Genomic DNA, 22,109 nt, shown 5'->3' with positions numbered 1-22,109 from the left:
TTATTGCACTATTTTTGCAAAATAATATCAACTTTTACAGACAAGAATGGACGTAGCAGATACACTTGAATCCAAGATAAACCGCAGTGAGTACAAAATACTTATTGTAGATGATGTTGTAAGTAATGTCTTGTTGTTGAAGATACTGCTTACCAATGAAAAATTTCAGGTATGCACCGCTAACAACGGTACCACATGTATTGAGCAGGCAAAGAAGGAACACCCAGACTTAATCCTGCTTGATGTCATGATGCCTGATATCAGCGGTTTTGATACAGCCGTCATTCTGAAGAAGGACGAAGAAACAAAGGAAATTCCCATTATATTCCTTACTGCATTAAACACTCCACAGGATTTGGTTCATGGTTTCCAGGTTGGAGCTAGTGATTTTTTGACGAAGCCTTTCAATAAGGAAGAATTGGTAATGCGTGTTATGCAACAGATATCGCTGGTAGCAGCCAAGCGTATTATCGAACAGCAGAATCAAGAATTGCGAGCCACTCTGACCAACCGAGACAAGATGTATTCTGTCATTGCACACGATCTTCGCTCTCCAATGGCCAGCATCCGTATGGTATTAAATCTTGTTGTAGCATCAACATCACCCGAAACCGTTGGGCCAGAGCTTTACGAACTGCTTGACAAAGCTAATCGTGAATCGGAAGACGTCCACGACCTGCTTGATAATCTGCTAAAGTGGACTAAGAGTCAAACAGGACGTCTGAATGTAGTTGTACAGGACCTCAATCTGAATGACATTATTCCTGGCGTAGTTGAGATATTCGAAATGATAGCTCAAACCAAGCATATCAAGTTAGATTTGCAACCAACCGCAGGCGATCTGATTGTAACAGCAGATAACGACATGCTAAAAACGGTGATGCGCAATTTCCTGTCGAACGCCATCAAGTTCTCGCCCGAGAACTCTACAATCGAAATTAGCATGAAGGAAGAAGGTGATTTTGCAAAAATCAGTGTTACCGACCATGGCGTAGGTATCGCATCCGATCGACTTGGCTCAATCTTTAAAAAGGGAGACACCACCTATGGCACCGGAGGCGAAGAAGGTTCAGGGCTTGGTCTTCAGCTTTGTCAAGACTTCGCAAGAAAGAATGGAGGTGACTGCTTTGTCGATTCAACAGAAGGTCATGGAAGCACATTTAGTTTTACTGTCCCGCTAAAGAAATAATGAATACACCTATTTATATTATAGAGGAATCTAAACTTCGCCGTAACCTCAGTCTAATAGCTGAAGTTGCGGCGAAAGCCGATATTGAGATTATACTTGCCTTTAAGGCATTTGCACTGTGGAAGACTTTTCCAATCTTCCGCGAGTATATTAACAGCACAACAGCCAGTTCTTTGTCGGAAGCACGTTTGGCTTTCGAGGAGTTTAAGGCACCTGCACATACCTATTCGCCTGCTTATACTGAAGAGGAATTTCCTGAGATAGCAAAGTGCTCATCGCACATCACATTCAATTCGCTGTCACAGTACGAGCGATTCCACGAGCAAGCGAAATCAGTATCATTAGGTTTACGTGTTAACCCAGAATACTCTGAGGTTTGTACATTATTATATAATCCATGCGCACCCGGCACTCGTTTTGGCATCACAGCCGACAAGTTGCCAGAACAACTGCCTGCAGATATTGAAGGTTTTCATTGTCATTGCCACTGCGAGAGTGGGGCAGATGTATTCCAGCGCTCGTTAGTACACATCGAAGAAAAGTTTTCAAAATGGTTTCCACAACTGAAATGGATTAATTTCGGTGGTGGTCATCTGATGACACGCAAGGATTATGATACAGAACAGCTCATCCAATTAATGACTGATTTTAAAAAACGCTACCCATGGCTAAAAGTAATCCTTGAACCAGGCAGTGCTTTTGCATGGCAAACCGGACCACTGGTATCACACGTAGTAGATATAGTAGAAGACAAAAACATCAAAACAGCTATACTGGACGTGAGCTTTACATGCCACATGCCCGACTGTTTGGAGATGCCATACATGCCAGAAGTGCGAGGTGCAGAGATTGTAGATATGGAAAAAGCAACCGAGCCCAACACTTATCGTCTGGGGGGCAATAGTTGTTTGAGTGGCGATTTTATGGGATCATGGCATTTTGATCACGAATTAAAAGTAGGAGAGGAAATCATTTTCGAAGATATGATTCACTACACAACAGTGAAAACTTGCACTTTTAACGGAATTTCACATCCCGCAATTGGCATGCTGCATACAAATGGTGAATTAGAGGTTTTACGCCGTTTTGGGTACGAAGATTACCGAAATCGCATGGATTAATGCGTATTCTGTAAACAAATCTCTAAAAAATCACTTTTTTCGAAAAAAAGTCTCCAAAAAGTTTGCCAGTTCAAAAAAAAGCTGTACCTTTGCACCCGCAATCAAGAGAGATGCCTCTGATAAAGAGAACAACGCGGAAATAGCTCAGTTGGTAGAGCACAACCTTGCCAAGGTTGGGGTCGCGGGTCCGAGTCCCGTTTTCCGCTCACTTGTTGAACAAAAAAGAGACGTTAAGGAATGGCCTTAATGACAAATGCCCAGGTGGCGGAATTGGTAGACGCGCACGTTTCAGGTGCGTGTGCCGCAAGGCGTGCAGGTTCGAGTCCTGTTCTGGGCACTCTTTTTTATTCAGCGTATGTTGGAGAGGTGGCGGAATTGGTAGACGCGCTACTTTGAGGGGGTAGTGTCAATTGCGACGTGGGAGTTCGAGTCTCCTCCTCTTCACCATTTTTTAAATTGACATTCTTGCGGAAATAGCTCAGTTGGTAGAGCACAACCTTGCCAAGGTTGGGGTCGCGGGTCCGAGTCCCGTTTTCCGCTCTTTTTTTATTAAGGAAAACAGCAACCTTTTTTCAAAAACAAACATGAATTTATACTTAAGATATTTTGATCGAGAAACTCTCGTTTCAACCGTAGATGAGGCTATAGACTTTTTAAGTTCCATAGACGAGATAGAAATGAATCCACTCCTTGAGGCTGATATTCGTGAATATGCTTCGAGTGATGTTTTTTATCCCAAAAGATATAAAGTACATCCCCGTGTCTATTTTATCATCATTAAGACCGAAGCTGCAACAATGCAGGACTTTAAAGATAAGAAAGCTGTACATGCAAACGAACAAGCAGATCAGGCTCCAAAATCTACACCTACATTAATGCGTCTTAACGAGGTGAATGAAGGATGGTATGAAGGTTATTTGGATTTCAAACGTGTACTCTTAGTACCAGGAACTGGCAAATTCCAGTACCGCGATACTCAGTTTGGAGCACGTGTAAAAGCTTTCTCTGGCATGGAGTGCTATGAACGCATGATCGACTATCTGCGCGATCGTGTTGACTCACGTAGCCAGTTCCCTTCACCTAAGGGAAAGAATTTCAAATTCCGTTTTCTTGGCAAAGCAAAATAAGCAGTCACATAAATCTCTTTTATTATGAACAAGGTAATGCTAATTGGCAATGTTGGTCAAGAGCCAGAAGTTAAGTATGTGGACCAGGGTGTAGCTGTAGCTCGAATTAGATTGGCTACAACAGAACGTGGATATACTCTACAAAATGGAACTCAGGTACCTGACCATACAGACTGGCACAATGTCATCTTATGGCGCCGTCTCGCTGAAATTGCTGAGAAATACGTTCATAAAGGAGACAAATTATATATTGAAGGCCGCATAAGGTACACTACGTACGATGACAAAGCAGGTCAACGTCGTTATGCTACTGAAATATGGGCAGATAATATGGAAATGCTTTCACCAAAATCAGACAATGGACTTTCTACAACCAATCCTGAATGAAGTAACTATCACAGCACCATCTATGGGTGCTGTGATAGCTATTATTATAGCAGGCTTACTTCTTTTGTTTTCCGGTTTTGCATCGGGTTCTGAAATTGCCTTCTTTTCGCTTTCTCCAACCGATTTGAGCGAACTGGATAGCGAAAAGAATGTATCCGACAAGTATATTCTTCAATTGCGTGAAGACTCTGAGCGCACATTAGCTACCATACTGATTTCCAACAATTTGGTAAACGTCACTATCATTATGCTATGCAATTACTTTTTTGCGCATGTGGTAGATTTTGGTAGTGCTCATTGGTTACAATTTATTGTCATTACTGTTCTACTAACGTTCTTACTGCTTCTCTTTGGTGAGATTATGCCAAAGGTATATGCTGGTCAGAAAGCATTATCTTTCTGCCGTAAAGTGGCTGGCAGTATCATGATGCTTCGCAAGCTATTTTATCCTTTATCGTCAGTATTGATACGTTCGGGTATCATTGCCGAGAAAGTAGTCCAGAAAGAAAACCACGTTCTGAGCGTTAATGACTTGGAACAGGCTCTGGAGCTAACAGATAAAGAAGAACTGAAAGATGAAAAGAATATGCTTGAAGGCATCGTCCGTTTTGGTGATGAAACAGCCAAGGAGGTAATGACAAGCCGACAGGATGTGGTTGATCTTGACTTCAGCCTTCCTTTCCCAGAAGTCTTAAAGTGCATCATTGAGAATAATTATTCACGTATTCCTGTATATCAAGATACTATCGACAATATCCGAGGCATCCTGTATATCAAAGATTTGCTACCACATTTGTCAAAACCAGCATCTTTCCGTTGGCAGTCATTAATTCGTCCACCATATTTCGTGCCTGAGACCAAGAAAATCGACGACTTATTGCGCGATTTTCAGGAGAACAAGGTACACATTGCCATCGTTGTGGATGAATTTGGCGGCACCAGTGGTATCATCACTCTAGAGGACATTCTAGAGGAGATTGTGGGCGAAATCAACGACGAATACGATGAGGAGGAGAAGTCATACACCCGCATAAACGCAAACACATACGTGTTTGAAGGAAAAACATTGCTGAGCGATTTCTATAAGATTCTTGACATCGATGATGAAACTTTCGAGGATGCAGAGGGTGATGCTGACTCACTAGCTGGATTACTTCTTGAAATCAAAGGCGATTTCCCCGAATTACATGAGCGGCTTGATTATAAGAACTTCACATTCGAAGTTACAGAAGTTGATGGCCATCGTATATCAAAGATTAAAGTTGTTATACACGATACAGAATAATGATTGGAGCAACTCACAAGTTTTTACCACCCGTAGTTGCTCCAATTTACTTTATAATACCATTGGAAGTTTCTGATGCGTGTATTATACTTGTAGTAAGAATAAGTATATCTCTTTTGAGGAAAGAACATACTTACGCAACCGTACTTTTCATCAGCCTCACTATCTGACTTAAGACTATCAAAAGTCGCATAAATTAAATTATACTCGGTTTGCCAACTCTTAGAGAAACGATAGTAAGGTACTACTTGATTATAAACTGCTAACCAATCCTGATAAACCCCTTCTGGTGCATACTTTTTGAAAACAGCCTTCATGTCATACATCACCGGTGTATCATAGATAGACCAATAGAATGCAAAATCTGAAAGATCTAAATCGGCAGGTGCAATGGGTACAAAACTTGCAAGAGCGGTTTGTGTAGCTTGCCCCAACGATTCCATCTGAGTCAAATCAATAACCGACAATGGTACACTGTAGCCATAAACATAACTATAATCAAACTGTCCGTTTTGGGTATATTCCGGACTTTTATAACTATCAATATAATAATTATAGTAACAATCTACAATATCATTATAGAAGGTGTCGGACTCTGAAAAGAGTAGGGGAATTAACTTGTCATACGGTGCCCCATAGCCTGGAATTTCTGCAGGCGAACCTATCAGGTAATCAGCCGCCTCTCGTAGCTCATAAGCACTCTCTATGCACATAAACTGACAACAATCGGCCAGGATATACTTGAATGTTGGCAGGCCTTCAAAAGCTTTTGCCATCTGTGTAATATTCATGGCCATTCTTATGGAGCCAGTATCATAACCATAGTCATAGCCATAAGCTCGCGTAAGTGATTTTGTTGCAACCGTATCAGTTTCTACTGTCCATCCAGAAGCATGCCCCCAAAGAACCAAGCCATAATCATTTGCTGGATAATGATCTATTGTCCATTCAATAACATCCCTAAACTTATTTGGATCGCTCGCATCGAAGTCACTATTATATTGATAAACCACTTGTCGTTTCCCTTTAGTGATCTCTACGATATGAGGCATATTGCTAGTACCTACAGAATCGATAAATACTAACAAACGCTGCTTTTCAGAAAGAGATTTTGAACCTTCTACCATCTCTCTGATATCACTTCCCATAAAATCGCCATCATTATTTGCCAGGTTATTCTCACCTGACATATATACAAGCACAGTTTGATCGTAAACTGTGGGTTGTGGAGTGGGGGTTGGCGAAGGCGTAGGTTCTGGAAAAGGATGGTTATCTTTACACGAACACAAAAGCGCTATCCCTAAAAGTCCAATAATTATTTTGTGCATATATCAAAATTTTCTGCAAAGTTACAAAGAAATGTGCAATCTACGATATGTTTTAATTGTTTTTTAGTATCTTTGCAGCACAAAACAACGACAAGCATGAAGAAACTATATATATTGCTGACATTATGCATGTTAATGTTCGGCTCAAACGATGGATATGCCCAGCGTTCAAAATACAATAAGAATCACTCTAAGCATCGCACGCACAGAGTAGTTAGCAAGCACAAAAAGGGGAAGAAATCAAGCAAACGTAAAACGGCACAATATTGCCCTGATCCACGACTACTTACCGACCCCAATTACGATTCATTCCTGCAATGTGAGGATACATGCAACCATGTGCATGGCATCGACTTGTCTCATTACCAAGGCGAAGTATTCTGGGAAACAGTAGGCGAGAATACAAAAATGGCTTATGTATATCTGAAAGCTACCGAAGGTGGCGATCGTATTGATGCACAATACGAACGCAATATTGAATTGGCTCATCGCCACGGACTAAAAGTAGGCTCCTATCACTTTTTTCGTCCTAAAACGCCACTGATTACTCAGCTTGAGAATTTCATGACACAATGCCGCCCAGGCGAACAAGACTTAATACCGATGATAGATGTTGAGACTACAAGTGGGTTGCCTACAGAAGAATTTTGTGATTCCCTGCTTACTTTTCTAAGTTTGATTGAACAGGCTTATCATCAGCAGCCATTAATATATACTTTCCGAAACTTCTATAACCGCCATTTAGTAGGTAAGATTAATGACTACAAACTCATGATTGCTATGTACACCGACGAAGAACCTGTACTGGCTGATGAACGCGATATCACGATGTGGCAATACACTAGTCATGGGCGTATCGTAGGTATCCGAGGCAGCGTAGATAAGAGTAGGTTCATGGGCAATCACGGGTTGCGCGAAATTAGATTCAATCACATACGACACGTTGAAAAGAACGTGTCATTCTTCGATGTGCGTAAGGGAATGGGCAAATGAAGCGAAGAAGTTAGTGAATGCCTCTGATGGAATAAAGCGCATGTATCTGGCAGAGCGTTTGATATGATTCAGCAGTGCTCCGCTATTACTTGTGTGTACAAAGATACTATCAGAATCTTGCGAGAAATAGAAATCTTGTCGGATGTTTGTATATTCGGCAAGTTCTTTTGCGACGGTAATTGTCTTGCGATCTGCATCACTATCAGCAAAAGGAATTTCCTCTAAAGTCAAACCAAACAAGTCTATCATCAAAGTAGCCTCGAGTTGTGCCATCTGTTCGAAGTGCAGTTTCTTTAACCAACCAGCCAACTCTTCATAATTAATCACATTACTTTTATCACGCAATGTTAATCCCAACTCTATCAGTAATTTTAAAGGCAACCCTTCGTTCAAGATTCTACGAGCTATACTTATAATCTTTATCAGCATTCTGCGCGTATTCAAATCTGAACTTTCATCATCTAGAATATTTTGCAAATAACGGTTCAGAAGTGGATTGGTAAGTTTATCCGGACGAAGTAGTTCATCTTCATCATTATCTTCGTTATTGGATTTTGCCACTTCCCATTGGTTCCACTGAGAATCTGTCAGATGTAGATTAAACTGCTGTTTACAGCTCTTGAGTCCATCGTAAATATATGGTTGAACATCATGTACAGCAGCAAGTTGATAGAGTTTATTCCATTTGTGCACTGACATTGGTTCCAAACATTCTGTCGTCTGGAAGGCACCACATCTGAGTAGTCTGAAAAAATTGCGTTGAACTATATTCATGAATATCTTCTGGGATAACGAAATATAATTGATAATAAGGCCACTACACCCAATACAAACGGGTAGTAGAGATAGGGTAGAATGGCAACCGGATTAAGTGAAGCCAAACCTGCAGCTATTAGTAGTTGTGCTCCATAAGGTATCAGACCTTGAACCATGCATGAGAAAGTATCTAATATGGAAGCACATTTCTTATTATCTACACCATAACGGTCACCAATCTGCTTGGCGATGCCGCCTACGGTCAGGATTGCCACTGTGTTATTGGCAGTACATACATCCACTAGCGACACCAGTGTGGCAATGCTTAGTTCGGCACCACGCTTGCTATTGACATGGCGCGTCAACAGCTTAATAATAAAGTCGATGCCGCCTTGTTGTCGGATAAGCTCCAACATACCACCTGCCATCATCGTGACGATGATTAATTCTCCCATCGACAAAATGCCATCGCCCATAGCACCAAACCAACCAAAAATATCAAAAGCGCCTGTTAATAAACCGATGATACCACATAGGATAATACCTAGTGTTAAGACCGCCATGACATTCATTCCACAAATGGCTGTGAGAAGTACCGAAAGATAAGGAATCACCTTTACCCATTCTACGGCTGCTATATGCTGAGGAGCAGCGGTGTCTTTTCCAAGAAAAAAGTAAACGATCAATATCACCAATGCTGCAGGAACCACAATAAATGCGTTTACCCTGAACTTATCATTCAATTGGCATCCTTGGGTTTGAGTAGCCATAATTGTCGTATCAGAGATAAACGATAAATTATCTCCAAAGAAAGATCCGCCAACTATAATAGCAATCATCATGGCCAAGTCTGTACCCGTCTCTTGTGCCAATCCTACTGCAATGGGCGTAAGTGCAGCTATCGTTCCTACGCTTGTGCCTATCGACAGCGAAATGAAACAAGCAGCCAAGAACATACCGGCAAAGATCATTTGTGGTGGTAGCAGACTCAACGCCAAATTTACCGTTGCATCGATACTCCCCATCTGTTTTGCCGAATATGCAAAAGCTCCTGCCAACACGAATATCCAAATCATCAGCATCATCTGTTCTGTAGCAGCTCCGCGACTATAGTTGTTAATGCGGTACATCAATGGTTTATCGCCACATACGATAATAGCATAGATGCTTGAAACCATGAAAGCTACAGTAATGGGAATCTTGTAAAAGTCACCAGCAACGATGCTGGTGACTAAGTAAAATAAGATAAACACCAAGATAGGTGATAATGCGATGATTCCTTTCTTCACAGTGTTACGCCGTTTTTAAAGATGGATATTTCACGATAATCGTTCTCCTCATTCTTTGCTTTCTCGCCACTGGCCACTGCTAATACCTTATCGATAAACTCAGGTACCAATTCGCTCATTGTGCGTCCCTCAATCAACTGGCCAGCTGAGAAGTCAATCCAATTCTTCTTGCGTGCTGCCAAGTCAGGATTGGTGGCAATCTTCATGGTTGGCACGAAGGTACCGAAAGGTGTGCCTCGACCGGTAGTGAAGAGCACCAGGTGGCAACCGCTAGAGGCGAGGGCAGTGGCAGCAACGAGATCATTGCCAGGAGCCGACAGCAGATTCAAACCTGCATGCTCCAATCTGTCGCCATATTCCATCACACCACTCACAGGCGCTTTTCCACACTTCTGGGTACATCCCAGAGCCTTATCTTCGAGTGTAGAGATACCGCCAGCCTTATTACCAGGACTTGGATTCTCACCTACAGGCTCGCCATGTGAGAGGAAGTAATTCTTGAAGTTGTTGATCATGGACACCGTCTGTCCAAACAGTACTTCTGTCTTGCAACGGTTCATCAGAATCGTCTCTGCACCAAACATCTCAGGCACCTCTGTCAGTACCGATGTACCCCCCTGAGCTACCAGCCAATCAGAGAATTCACCAACCAGCGGATTGGCTGTGATACCAGAGAATCCGTCAGAGCCACCACACTTCAAACCTACGCGCAGTTTGCTTACTGGCACATCGGTACGCTGGTCCTTGCTGGCCAACTCATACAGGCTGCGCAGTATCTCCATACCAGCTTCCATCTCATCATCCACACGCTGGGTAACCAGAAGTTTGATGCGATCCTTGTCGTAATCGCCCAGCATCTTCATAAACTCCTCAGGCTGATTGTTCTCGCAGCCTAAGCTCAGCACGAGCACAGCACCGGCATTGGGATGCAGACAGATGTCGCGCAGCACCTTACGGGTGTTCTCATGATCCTCCGAAAGCTGCGAACAGCCATAGTTGTGATGCCAAGCATAGATGGCATCAACACCCTGTTCGCCAGTCTCACGTTTCAGCTCCTTAACCAGTCTTTCTGCAATACCATTCACGCAACCGACAGTAGGCACAATCCAAATCTCATTGCGGATACCTACATCACCATTCTTACGAACATAGCCATTAAAGGTTCGGTTCTCGTTCTTAATATTAAGTTGCTCGTTTACAGGATTATAGGTATATTCGAGCGTACCAGAAAGATTAGTCTTGAGATTATTCTCGTTTACCCAATCTCCGGCCTTCAAGTCCTGCTTGGCATGACCGATAGGGTAGCCATATTTGATGATATCCTCACCTTCGGCCACGTCCTTTATTAGAACCTTATGTCCTGCTGGTGTATCCTGATTGATGGTAATCTGCTTACCATCTACTTCAATCACTTCCCCTTTCTGCTTGGGCTGCAGACAAACCACCACCGAATCGGCAGGGTTAATCTTTAAAAATGTAGCTTGTTCCATTTTTCTGTTTGAGTATTTTGTTTTAGTTTATAATGCTTTTCTACGATAGAAATCTACGTTTTCTTTTGTCAGAATCTCAATAGGCATGTAGTTGACTGGATTAACGGCTCGTTTCATAACGATAGCGTTAAACAGCGCATCCACACTGGCATATCCTTGTTGATAAGCGTGCTGGGCGATAAGGAATGAGATACTTCCATTGCGCACACATCCCTCGTTTCTTGGCACCATATCATAACCCATAATCTGAACATTACGGCGATTGCTTTTCTGTAAGAACTCACCCACAATGTGTGCCTTCGAATTGAATGTGATACAATGATGCACATTGGGGTGAGTTGAGAAAAACTTCTCAAGGATACCATCATACTCCATATGATCCTCATCGAGGGGAAGATCAACTTCTGTAATTTTGATTTTTGGGAAGTGATCTACCATATAATGACGGAAGCCGGTTTCACGGTTGGCCTGCTGCTTTGATCCCACAATACCATCGCGTGTCTGTTTCATCAGTGCAATTTCTTTTTCCTTGTTGGCAATCAGCATCAGCATTTTAGCAGCGAAATAGCCACTGGCAAACGAATCCTGCCCAAAGAACGACAAAGGCTTCAAGTCAGGCATATATGAGTCGAGCAATACATATGGAATATTCCTCTCTATCAGTTTCTCTGTGAATCTAGCAGTTTGCTCAAGTGTTGCAGGCACAATGATCACGCCATCAATCTTTGCTGACAGAAATTCACGCACCATTTTTGTGAATGCAGGCGGATTGAATCGCTCATAATACACAAACTTCAACTTTATACCAAAATCTCTACGAAATTCGGTACAAGCCATTGCACCTTCTTCAATCTCATCCCAATAAGCTTCTTGTTCATGCTTAGGCAGCACACAATAAAAAGTATATTCCTTATTATAAGCCAGGGCCGACGCATACATGTTAGGACGATAATCCATCTCTTCCAAGGCCTTATTTACCTTTTCTAATGCAGCTTTAGACACATTCGGACGGTTATGCAACACACGATCTACAGTACCAGTCGAAACACCAGCTCTAGCGGCAATATCCTTAATCGTAATATTTTCCTTTGCCATAATTTTAGATATTTTGTGCAAAGGTACAATTTTTTTCCGATTCTCCAAACTTCTGACTGAAATATTTACCCCGAAATCGTTTCCGTAAGTTTTTTGCCTAAAAACCGGCTAAAAATTTGCGTGGCTCAAAAATTCTTCATATCTTTGCCTCACAAACGAACAAAATAAGTTGAAAATAATTCAAAAAAATCAAACAAAGCAATGGCTAAAATTGTAACTTTGGGCGAGATTATGCTTCGCCTTTCGCCTCAGGGCAACGACCGTTTCATTCAGAGTGAATCATTCCGCATCATCCCTGGTGGTGGTGAGGCTAACGTAGCAATCTCAGTAGCCAATTATGGACACGAGGCTTACTTTGTATCTAAGTTGCCTAAGCACGAAATTGGACAGATAGCAGTCAATGCACTGCGTCGTTATGGTGTTAACACCCAATTTGTAGCTCGTGGCGGCGATCGTGTAGGTCTTTACTATGCTGAGACAGGTGCTTCAATGCGTCCATCAAAGGTTATCTATGACCGTGCTCATTCATCCATCGCCGAGGCCGATCCATCAGATTTCGATTTCGATGCTATTATGAAAGGTGCATCATGGTTCCACTGGAGTGGTATTACCCCAGCTATCAGCGACAAAGCAGCTGAGCTGACAAAGTTGGCTTGCGAGGCAGCTAAGCGCCATGGTGTAACTGTTTCTGTTGACCTGAATTTCCGTAAGAAGCTGTGGACAAGCGAAAAAGCTATATCAATCATGCGTCCACTGATGAAGTATGTAGATGTTTGTATTGGTAATGAGGAAGATGCTGAGCTCTGCCTTGGTTTCAAGCCCGACGCAGACGTAGAGGGTGGTCAGACCGATGCAGCAGGTTACGAAGGTATCTTCAAGCAGATGATGCAGGAGTTTGGCTTCAAGTACGTGGTATCTACACTTCGTGAAAGCTATAGCGCAACATTCAATGGTTGGAAGGCTCTTATCTATGATGGTAAGGAGTTCTATCAGTCAAAGCGTTATGAGATTAACCCCATTATCGACCGCGTAGGTGGTGGCGACTCATTCTCAGGAGGTTTGATCCATGGTCTTCTCACCAAGGCTACTCAGGGCGAGGCTCTCGAGTTTGCTGTTGCTGCATCAGCTCTTAAGCACACCATCAATGGTGACTTCAACCTGGTTAGCGTTGAAGAGGTAGAGGCTCTTGCTGGTGGTAATGCAAATGGCCGCGTGCAGAGATAATTGATAATTTACAATTCTTGCTTAAGCAAGCGTACTAAAGAAACGATCAGATAATTATGGCAAAATTTGATAAGATAGCAGTGATGAAGAAGATTGGTGATACTGGTATGGTACCCGTCTTCTATCATAAGGATCTTGAGACCTGCAAGAATGTAGTGAAGGCCTGCTACGAGGGTGGCGTTCGTGCATTTGAGTTTACCAACCGTGGCGACTTTGCTCAGGAAGTATTTGGCGAGCTGGTTAAGTGGGCCGACAAGGAGTGCCCAGAGTTAGCTTTGGGTATTGGCTCAATTGTTGATGCTCCAACAGCCTCAATGTACCTTCAGTTGGGTGCCTGCTTCGTTGTAGGTCCTCTGTTCAATCCAGAGATTGCTCCTGTATGTAACCGTCGTTTGGTGCCTTACTGCCCAGGTTGTATGACTGTAAGTGAGATTGGCAAGGCTCAGGAGCTGGGTTGCGACCTCACTAAAGTATTCCCTGGCGATGTAGTAGGTCCCAACATGGTAAAGGGTCTGAAGGCTCCAATGCCTTGGTCGAAGATCATGGTTACTGGTGGTGTTGCTCCTGAAGAGGAGAACCTGCAGAAGTGGTTCAAGGCCGGTGTTTACTGCGTAGGTATGGGTTCTAAACTCTTCCCAAGCGATAAGGTTAAGGCCGGTGATTGGCAGTATGTTACCGATAAGTGCCGTGAAGCACTCGGTTACATTGCCAAGGCAAGAAGTTAAAGGGAATTTTAAAGGAAGTGAAAGGGATTACCCTTTAACTTCCTTTCCATAAATTTATGAAATATCAACTACTCATCCTCATAACCTTACTTATCTCAGCTTGTACACGCCCTGATAGGCAAGCGGTGGACAAGTTGAATTCTCAGTCTTATGCCTATCACTATCGTAACATCGACTCTACCGAAGCTATCGCACGCCGTGCCTACGAGCAGGCATCCAGCTATCCAGCCGGTCGTGCTGAAGCTCTCAACAATATGGCTTTTGTCAACATTGTACGTATGCGTTACAATGATGCAGAGCAGCAACTCAACGATGTTGTCGAAATCACCGACAACCAACTACAGCATCTGATAGCTTACGTACAGCAGATGCGCCTTTGTCAGCGCCGTTCCAACAACCGAGCTTTCCACGAGTTCCGTGAGATGGCCAACCGTTCCATACAACGTATCAACGAAGAGCGTCATCAGCTTACCGAACGCGATGAACGCCTGTTACTATATGCCGAAACAGAATATGCTATTGTAAACTCCACCTACTATTATTATGTAGGTCTGGAGCAGCAGTCTATTGATGCACTCAATGCTATCGATCCCCAAGATATTCAACGAGATACAGCACAATACCTCAACTATCTCTATAACATCGGTGCCGGCGGAATTATTACACAAGGCAGCCAGCAGGAGATTAACCAAGAGGAGTTTGACAAGCTGATGCGCTGTTTCCTGACGGCTCGTAAAGGCGATTATCCTTATTTTGCGGCCAATGCCCTTGAAGCGCTATCAGAGCATTTGATGGACCCTGTTTACCGTCGTCAACTTACCGATGACAACCTGCCTGCATTCAAGTTCATTAATCCTTTAGGTGTAGATGATGAGGTACTGCCAGGTTTCCTGGCCGAGAATGCATTGAACATCTTCGAGCGCTATGGCGATGTGTATCAGATTGCAGGTGCCTATCGTACGCTGGCATCTTGTTTCCGTCAGATAGGCGACTACCGTTCGGCGCTCTTCAATCTTGAGCAGGCACTTTCTGATTCTATCATCAATCAAGCGCCCGATCTGGTGGCATCCATTCGCGAACAGCTCAGTGTGGCTTATGCTGCCATCGATGACAAACAGCAAAGCGACGAGAATCGCAATATGTATCTCGATTTGCAAGAGACCACCCGTCAGGACCGTCAGCTCGAAGCCCGTGCTTACCAGTACGAACGCCAGCTCACACAGCTCAACCTGATGCTTCTACTCGTTATAGTAGCTATTATCCTGCTACTTTTCTCGTTATGGCTGTTTAATTACCTGAACAAGAAGAAATCACAGCCTGATGAGCCCGACAATCTCTTCGAGCAAAAAAACGAACAACTGGCAGTAAAACTACTTCAAGTAGAGAATAATGAGCGACGTAATTTGGAGCAGCGTGCCAAGGTATCGTTGGTATGCAACACCACACCTTTTATAGATCGCATCATCCATGAGGTATCAAGACTGGAAACAGACAGTATCAAACGTGAGGAACGGTTAACATACATTCGCGAGCTCACCAATCAGATTAATGCGTATAACGATGTGCTCACGTATTGGATACAGCTACGCCAAGGCGAACTCAGTCTGCACATCGAGAGTTTCCCAATACAACCATTGTTTGACGTACTATTGAAGGGACGAACATCATTCCAGATGAAGGGCGTAGAACTGAATGTAGAACCAACAGAGGCCGTTGTAAAGGCCGACCGTGTGCTGACGCTGTTTATGCTCAACACCTTAGCCGATAATGCCCGTAAGTTTACCGATAATGGGGGTAGGGTGAATGTCTCGACCACACAGACCGATGATTATGTTGAGATATCTGTAGATGACACAGGTATGGGTATGACTCAGGAGCAGCTTGATCATCTCTTTGACCATAAGATAGTTGAAGGCCATGGCTTTGGACTGCTCAATTGTAAAGGTATTATCGAAAAGTATCGCAAGATCAGTCAGATATTCTCAGTCTGTCAGATTGGTGCTACGAGCAGCTTAGGCAAGGGTTCGCGCCTGTTCTTCCGACTGCCACGTGGCATAGCCCGTCTCATCATCGTACTGCTATCCATGCTGCCTATGCAGCTGCTGGCACAGCCATCTGATATCGATGCTCTTGGCATGGCCAGCATTTATTCCGATTCGGCCTATTTCAGTAATATCAATGGCAACTATGAGCATACACTGCGCTTTGCTGATACCTGCAGATACTATCTGAACCTGCATTACCAGCAGAAAGTACCACGCGGTCGTTACCTGATGCGCAGGATAGGAAATCCATCTCTAATGCCACCTGAAATCAAGTGGTTTCACGATAGCCTCAGCACCAACTATCACATTATTCTCGATATTCGTAACGAGAGTGCAGTAGCGGCATTGGCACTGCACGAGTGGCAGCTTTACAGCTACAATAACCGCATCTATACGCAGCTGTTTAAAGAAATGTCGGCCGATAACACATTGGGGGATTATTGTCGCAATATGCAGCAGTCGCAAACCAACAAGACGATAGCCATCATTCTGCTGATACTGCTGCTGATATCCATTGTACCCGCCTATTACCTGCTGTATTACCGTCACCGATTATACGATCGTTTCTTACGCGAACAGCAGCGTATAACCGACCTTGAGCTGCTTGACGACGAGTTGCATCGCGCTGAGCTTGAGGACAGCAATCTGCATGTGTCTAATGCGGTACTAGACAACTGCTTGTCGGCTCTCAAACACGAAACCATGTATTACCCCTCACGTATCCAGCAGCTGCTTGATACAGGCGATATGGATTCGTTGGGCGAGGTAACCACATATTACCGCGAGTTGTATGGTGTACTCTCGCAGCAAGCTTTACGCCAGACCGAGCGCACCCGTTTGCATCTGAAGCCTTTGCACCACAATATTCTGGGCGATGAAACATTAGTGCGCTATCTCTTTGACATCCTGCGCAAACAGGCTGGTGCTAAGTTGCAACCAGAATATACGCCTAGCAATGATGGTTATATTGAGGTACGCGTGCCCATGCCTCAGCTCAAGCTTACAGAAAGTCAGGCTGCCGCACTTTTTACGCCCTCAAAGGAGCATCTACCTTACTTATTGTGCCGTCAGATTGTTCGCGACTTAGGTGAGGCTACCAACCGCCGTGGCTGCGGTATTTATGCCACTATTCAAGACAATACAACAAATATGATAATAAAATTACCAAGCGTATGGAAAACTTCAAAGTGATAATAGTAGAAGACGTACCTCTAGAGCTCAAGGGCACTTTAGGTATCGTCAAGAGTGATATCCCCGAGGCCGAAGTGATAGGAACCGCAGAGAATGAGCAAGCCTATTGGCGCCTAATCAAGCAGCAGAAACCTGATTTGGTACTGCTCGACCTGGGTCTGGGCGGTTCTACAACTGTAGGTGTAGAAATATGCCGCCATACTAAAGAATTACACCCTGACGTAAAGGTACTTATTTTTACTGGTGAGATATTAAATGAGAAACTGTGGGTAGATGTTCTTGATGCCGGTGCAGATGGTATCATATTGAAGACAGGCGAGTTGCTCACACGCCGTGACGTATCTGCTGTAATGGATGGCAAGCAACTCGTGTTCAATGAGCCAATTCTCGAAAAGATAGTAGAGCGCTTTAAGCGTGCTGTCAGTGGCGAACTTGGTAAACAGGAGGCACTGATCAACTATGAGATAGATGAGTACGATGAGCGCTTCCTGCGCCATCTGGCATTAGGTTACACGAAGGAACAAATCACTAATCTGCGAGGCATGCCATTTGGTGTAAAGAGCTTGGAGAAGCGTCAGAACGAACTTATCCAGAAACTATTCCCCGAGGGCGCCAGTGGTATCAACGCCACCCGTCTGGTTGTACGTGCTATAGAGCTTCGTATTCTAGATATCGATAATCTTGAAGCCGATGAAGAGTAGTCGCGTGTGCATGGTATTGCTGGTAGCCGAGTGCGTGCTTATCATTGTGTCGTGGTTGCTCTCAGCAGCCCGGATAGAAGGCGTGCGCTCAATGCTCTCGTCTGAGGGTATTCGCTGGTTCTTTGGCGGTTTCTCCAGCATCGTAGGCAACTCACTGCTGGCATGGCTACTGTTGGTTCTGATAGCCGGTGGTAGCCTGCAGCAGAGTGGGGTAGTAGCACACTTCAAGACCAAGGGTGAGCCCTCATTCCGCAACCGTTTGGCACTGCGTGTATCCTGTGTATTTCTGTTGCTCTATGTGATAGTGATAGCCATGCTTACACTAATGCCACATGCTATTCTTTTGTCGTTCAGTGGGCATCTGTTCCCCTCGGCATTCAGTCGTGGACTCGTGCCAATCGTATGCTTTGGAGTAACTTTATTCTCAGTGGTCTATGGTATTATCTCTGGGAACAAAAGAAAAGGAGAAGATGTACTCGACATCCTCTCCTATGGTTTACGTCAGGGTTGTTCCCTGATTGTTATCTACATCTTTGCCATCCAGTTCTACGCTTCATTGCGATTTGTATTCGGATAGCCATTCGTTTTTTATTTCTTCAGCAGTTTCTCCAAGCGCTTGTATTCTTTCTTTGTCAGGCGCATAAACGAACCGTGCTGAGGTGCTTTCACACCTTCGATGTTACGAGGTGAATGGAAGTTGCGCATGTTTTCATCTGCCAGACACAGACGATAGTTGCGTGGGTGAGAAGAATACTCGATATAGGCAATCACCCAGGTCTTCTGTCCGGGCAACTGGAAGGCGCTCACACCCTCACAGGCCTTATTACCCTCAAAGTTCACGTAATCATCCTCTACAGGCTCGCTCCATGGACCTGTCAGCTTGGGTGCTGTAGCGGTAAACAATCCCGCCTTACCACCTTCTTTCTTAATCATCATGTGCCATTTCTGGTCGGCCTCAACCCAGTTGATATCAGCATCGATGGTGGCATAGCCCCAGTCGAAGAGCAGCTTAGGCTGAGTGAGTGTTGTAAAGGTCTCGTCGGCATACGAGTAGTACATGCGGTCGTATTTATCCTCGCCACGGTTACGCATAGAGTAATACACCATATAACCGCCACGCTTACCGTTAGGCCATACATAATCCTCATCCCATACTATCTGTGGTGCCCATACGCGGTTGATGGTGCTCCAGTTCTTATACACACTGGGGGCATCAGGATCAGAGAATATCTGTGTACCCTTACGATAGTCGAATGTCACTGACTGCCAGTGTATCAGGTCGTCACTGCGCAGCAGGTCGATGCCATAGTTATCCCATGTCTCCACCTTTCCCAGACGCTCTCTAGCGCCAACATTCATATCCGTACAAACCATCAGATAGCCTTTACCATCATGCTTACGACAAATATAAGCATCGCGTGTAGCGCCTTCGATTCGTGCATGCTCGGCATCACTGAAGATGGAATCGCCATTTAACAGATCCTCATAATGAAAACCGTCACGACTTAATGCATAGGCTGTCCATGCGCGTCCATGATCGTTCATGTGACAATACAGGAAACCATAATCACCTTTCTGCAGATTTCCTTTCTGAGCATAGCTGATGCTTGATGTGCCCAGCAGGAGAGCTGCCAATAACCAATGTAATATCTTCTTCATCGCTAGTAAAATTGTTTTATCGGCGACAAAGATACGAAAAAAAATCGAGACTACCAAAAATATACTATTATATAAGCAAACTGCCTATTTGGAATACCAGCATACTTGCCAACCAAGCCACAGCAGTGGTGTAGATGGCAGCAAATCCAGCCCAGCGCCATGAGCCCGTCTCGTGCTTGATGGCGGCCACAGTGGCTATACATGGGAAGTAGAGCAATACAAATATCAGGTAGGCATAGGCTGCAACCGATGTGATACCTTCGCGCAGCATCGCCTGTCGCAGATGGGTGTATTTCTCTGTATCACCACTGAAGGCATCGTCGTCGGCAAATGAATCATCACCATTATACAGCACACCGATGGTAGAAGCCACGATTTCCTTGGCACCAGCACCAGCCAACAGCGATACATCCAGCTTCCAATTGAAGCCTTGAGGCATGAAGATAGGTTCAATGGTCTTACCCATACGTCCGATATAGCTCTGTTCCTGCTGCTGTTCGCGCGATAGTTCCTCGTTGTGTGGGAAGTAGCCCAGTGCCCATACAAGAATACTTGCAACGAGGATGATGCCTCCCATCTTCTTAAGGTATTCCTTACCTTTCTCCCAGGTGTGGCGCCATATGGCTTTTGGTGTTGGCCAGCGATAAGGTGGCAGCTCCATCACAAATGGCGTGTCCTCCCCCTTGATAACGAGCGATGAGAAGATTTTGCTGACCAGTACCGATACTGCAATACCTACGGCATAGAGCGACAGTAGTACCCATGAGCGGTATTGCAGCGAGAAGAAGGTGCCAGCTATCATGATATAGATAGGCAGGCGTGCCGAACAGCTCATGAAGGGCAGTATCATCATGGTGATGATACGCGAGCGACGGCTTTCGATGGTACGTGTAGCCATGATGGCAGGCACATTACAGCCAAAGCCCATGATAAGTGGGATAAACGATTTGCCGTGCAGCCCCATCTTATGCATCAGTTTATCCATGATAAAGGCGGCACGCGCCATATAGCCCGAATCCTCCATCAGTGAGATGAAGAAATAGAGAATCAGGATCTGAGGCAGAAATACAATCACACTGCCGACACCGCCGATGACACCATCCACAAGCATCGCCTTCAGCGGTCCGTCGGCCATACCTTCGCTAATCTTATCGCCGAGCCATGCCACAGCAGCTTCAATCCAGTCCATAGGATACTGTCCCAGCGTAAAGGTAGTCTGGAACATCACATAGAGCAAAAGGAAGAAGATGGGGAATCCGAAATACTTATGCGACAGGATATTGTCGATGGTATGCGTCATCTTATACGTATCCTTCTTATGACCGGTTTTATAGCCGGCCTCTTTCAGCGCACCGTTTATAAAACCGTATTTGGCGTCCATGATGGCCGTTTCACTGTCGTTTCCTGTCTCTTCCTTTACACGAGCCGATGCCTTATCGCGCTCAGTAGTAAGGTGGCGGAAATCCTCGATACGCTGTTCGCCAGCCATGTGGTTACCCAGATACTCCAACACCTGACTATCGTGCTCCAGCAGCTTCAGCGACAGGTATCGGGTAGAGTAGTGCTGGGTAATATGTTCATCTGCTTTCAGGTATTTCTGAATATGTGAGATTCCATCCTCGATCTCATGCCCGTAATTGATATGAAGGTGGCGTGAGAACTTACTGGTACCCTCGTACACCTGGATGACGGCACGGAACAGTTCCTTTACGCCCTGACCGCTTTTAAACGATGTAGGAATCATTGGCATACCAAACAGTGTGCTCAATGTGTCGAGGTTTATCTGGTCGCCGCGACGATCAAACTCGTCGTACATATTGAGTGCGCACACCATGCGTATGTTCATATCAACCAACTGCGTGGTGAGATAGAGGTTACGCTCCAGGTTAGAGGCATCAATCACATTGATCACTACATCAGGCATTTTTTCTGTAAGATGTTCGCGCACATAGAGTTCCTCTGGCGAGTAGCACGAGAGTGAATACGTGCCGGGCAGGTCGGTGAGGTTGAACTCGTAGCCAAACATGGATGCATGTGCCTCGGTAGCATCCACAGTCACACCGCTGTAATTACCCACATGTCCATGGGCACCCGATGCATAGTTGAAGAGTGAGGTCTTACCACAGTTGGGGTTTCCCACCAACGCAACGTTGATGGTACGACGCTCCTTCATAGCCTCGTGATGAATATAGTCGTCCTCGTGGCGATTCTTGTCAGTAGCCAGATTAAAAGTTGTTTCTTCCAATGGGGTATCAACCGATACCACCTCGATATTGTCGGCTTCCTGGTGACGCAGACTCACTTCGTAACCCATCAGCTTATATTTCACGGGGTCTTGCAAAGGCGCATTAAGCAATACCTCAACTTCTTGTCCACGAATAAAACCCATTTCGATGATGCGTTTACGGAATCCGCCGTGCCCCAGCACCTTTACTATAATACCTTTATCACCTGTTTTCAGTTCCGACAGTTTCATACCTTATTTATTTTGAGTGCAAAGATAC

18 protein-coding genes and 4 tRNA genes are annotated in these 22,109 nt (G+C 44.5%); 15 read left to right on the top strand and 7 right to left on the bottom strand.

What is annotated here, in order from left to right:
* Positions 1-46 precede the first annotated feature (46 nt).
* From T360_RS0112155 to gldE, 9 genes are all read left to right on the top strand, one after another.
* Positions 47-1,189, top strand: coding sequence for a hybrid sensor histidine kinase/response regulator (locus T360_RS0112155; RefSeq protein WP_028913025.1), 1,143 nt, complete (start codon positions 47-49; stop codon positions 1,187-1,189).
* Entirely contained in the window at positions 1,189-2,310 is a 1,122-nt protein-coding gene (nspC, locus tag T360_RS0112150) for a carboxynorspermidine decarboxylase (protein WP_028913024.1), read from the top strand. Before T360_RS0112155 ends, nspC begins: the two co-directional genes overlap by 1 nt.
* A 133-nt stretch (positions 2,311-2,443) precedes the next feature.
* Positions 2,444-2,516: transfer RNA gene (locus T360_RS0112145), tRNA-Gly, on the top strand.
* A gap of 49 nt (positions 2,517-2,565) precedes the next feature.
* Positions 2,566-2,647 (top strand) — tRNA-Leu (locus T360_RS0112140).
* 23 nt (positions 2,648-2,670) lie between these two features.
* Positions 2,671-2,757: transfer RNA gene (locus T360_RS0112135), tRNA-Leu, on the top strand.
* A 20-nt stretch (positions 2,758-2,777) separates the two neighbouring features.
* Positions 2,778-2,850 (top strand) — tRNA-Gly (locus tag T360_RS0112130).
* A 44-nt stretch (positions 2,851-2,894) separates the two neighbouring features.
* Entirely contained in the window at positions 2,895-3,437 is a 543-nt protein-coding gene (locus T360_RS0112125; RefSeq protein ID WP_028913023.1) for a hypothetical protein, read from the top strand.
* A gap of 24 nt (positions 3,438-3,461) precedes the next feature.
* A complete protein-coding gene (locus T360_RS15330) occupies positions 3,462-3,824 on the top strand; it encodes a single-stranded DNA-binding protein (protein ID WP_036929545.1) in 363 nt (120 codons plus the stop codon).
* Positions 3,796-5,109, top strand: a complete 1,314-nt coding sequence (gene gldE, locus T360_RS0112115) for a gliding motility-associated protein GldE (protein ID WP_028913022.1) — start codon at positions 3,796-3,798, stop codon at positions 5,107-5,109. Before T360_RS15330 ends, gldE begins: the two co-directional genes overlap by 29 nt.
* Positions 5,110-5,132: 23 nt before the next feature.
* On the opposite strand, the gene T360_RS0112110 is transcribed toward gldE, so the two are convergent.
* Complete coding sequence (locus T360_RS0112110) at positions 5,133-6,437, bottom strand: clostripain-related cysteine peptidase (RefSeq protein WP_028913021.1); 1,305 nt, start codon at positions 6,435-6,437, stop codon at positions 5,133-5,135.
* Positions 6,438-6,533: 96 nt separating this feature from the next.
* Between T360_RS0112110 and T360_RS15325 the strand changes: the two genes are divergently transcribed.
* Complete coding sequence (locus T360_RS15325) at positions 6,534-7,430, top strand: glycoside hydrolase family 25 protein (protein ID WP_231488171.1); 897 nt, start codon at positions 6,534-6,536, stop codon at positions 7,428-7,430.
* Here the strand turns inward: T360_RS15325 and T360_RS0112100 are convergent.
* The 4 genes from T360_RS0112100 to T360_RS0112085 are packed head-to-tail and all read right to left on the bottom strand — an operon-like array spanning position 7,395 to position 12,060.
* Positions 7,395-8,204: a hypothetical protein gene (locus T360_RS0112100; RefSeq protein ID WP_028913019.1), complete on the bottom strand. Its 810-nt coding sequence runs from the start codon at positions 8,202-8,204 to the stop codon at positions 7,395-7,397. The genes T360_RS15325 and T360_RS0112100 overlap by 36 nt on opposite strands.
* Positions 8,201-9,475: a Na+/H+ antiporter NhaC family protein gene (locus tag T360_RS0112095; RefSeq protein WP_028913018.1), complete on the bottom strand. Its 1,275-nt coding sequence runs from the start codon at positions 9,473-9,475 to the stop codon at positions 8,201-8,203. Before T360_RS0112095 ends, T360_RS0112100 begins: the two co-directional genes overlap by 4 nt.
* Entirely contained in the window at positions 9,472-10,965 is a 1,494-nt protein-coding gene (locus T360_RS0112090) for a UxaA family hydrolase (RefSeq protein WP_028913017.1), read from the bottom strand. The genes T360_RS0112095 and T360_RS0112090 overlap by 4 nt, the downstream gene beginning before the upstream one ends.
* A 27-nt stretch (positions 10,966-10,992) precedes the next feature.
* Entirely contained in the window at positions 10,993-12,060 is a 1,068-nt protein-coding gene (locus tag T360_RS0112085) for a LacI family DNA-binding transcriptional regulator (protein ID WP_028913016.1), read from the bottom strand.
* Between the two features lie 201 nt (positions 12,061-12,261).
* On the opposite strand from T360_RS0112085, the gene T360_RS0112080 reads away from it, so the two are divergent.
* The 5 genes from T360_RS0112080 to T360_RS0112060 are packed head-to-tail and all read left to right on the top strand — an operon-like array spanning position 12,262 to position 18,523.
* Entirely contained in the window at positions 12,262-13,284 is a 1,023-nt protein-coding gene (locus tag T360_RS0112080) for a sugar kinase (RefSeq protein ID WP_028913015.1), read from the top strand.
* A gap of 56 nt (positions 13,285-13,340) precedes the next feature.
* Positions 13,341-14,009, top strand: coding sequence for a bifunctional 4-hydroxy-2-oxoglutarate aldolase/2-dehydro-3-deoxy-phosphogluconate aldolase (locus T360_RS0112075; RefSeq protein WP_028913014.1), 669 nt, complete (start codon positions 13,341-13,343; stop codon positions 14,007-14,009).
* Between the two features lie 56 nt (positions 14,010-14,065).
* A complete protein-coding gene (locus tag T360_RS0112070; protein ID WP_028913013.1) occupies positions 14,066-17,245 on the top strand; it encodes a DUF5112 domain-containing protein in 3,180 nt (1,059 codons plus the stop codon).
* On the top strand, positions 17,227-17,946 hold the full coding sequence (locus T360_RS0112065; protein WP_028913012.1) for a DUF5932 domain-containing protein: 720 nt from the start codon (positions 17,227-17,229) through the stop codon (positions 17,944-17,946). The genes T360_RS0112070 and T360_RS0112065 overlap by 19 nt, the downstream gene beginning before the upstream one ends.
* Entirely contained in the window at positions 17,936-18,523 is a 588-nt protein-coding gene (locus T360_RS0112060) for an AbgT family transporter (protein ID WP_028913011.1), read from the top strand. The genes T360_RS0112065 and T360_RS0112060 overlap by 11 nt, the downstream gene beginning before the upstream one ends.
* Before the next feature lie 11 nt (positions 18,524-18,534).
* Here the strand turns inward: T360_RS0112060 and T360_RS0112055 are convergent, their stop codons facing one another.
* Positions 18,535-19,605, bottom strand: coding sequence for a glycoside hydrolase family 43 protein (locus T360_RS0112055; protein ID WP_028913010.1), 1,071 nt, complete (start codon positions 19,603-19,605; stop codon positions 18,535-18,537).
* Between the two features lie 67 nt (positions 19,606-19,672).
* Positions 19,673-22,081 (bottom strand): ferrous iron transport protein B, encoded by a 2,409-nt coding sequence (gene feoB, locus T360_RS0112050; protein WP_028913009.1) that lies wholly within the window; start codon positions 22,079-22,081, stop codon positions 19,673-19,675.
* Between the last annotated feature and the right edge of the window lie 28 nt (positions 22,082-22,109).

Source organism: Prevotella sp. MA2016, from assembly GCF_000619825.1.
Classification (GTDB): domain Bacteria; phylum Bacteroidota; class Bacteroidia; order Bacteroidales; family Bacteroidaceae; genus Prevotella.
Note: the sequence above shows the minus strand (reverse complement) of the source record. Positions and strands in the feature narration are given on the sequence as shown.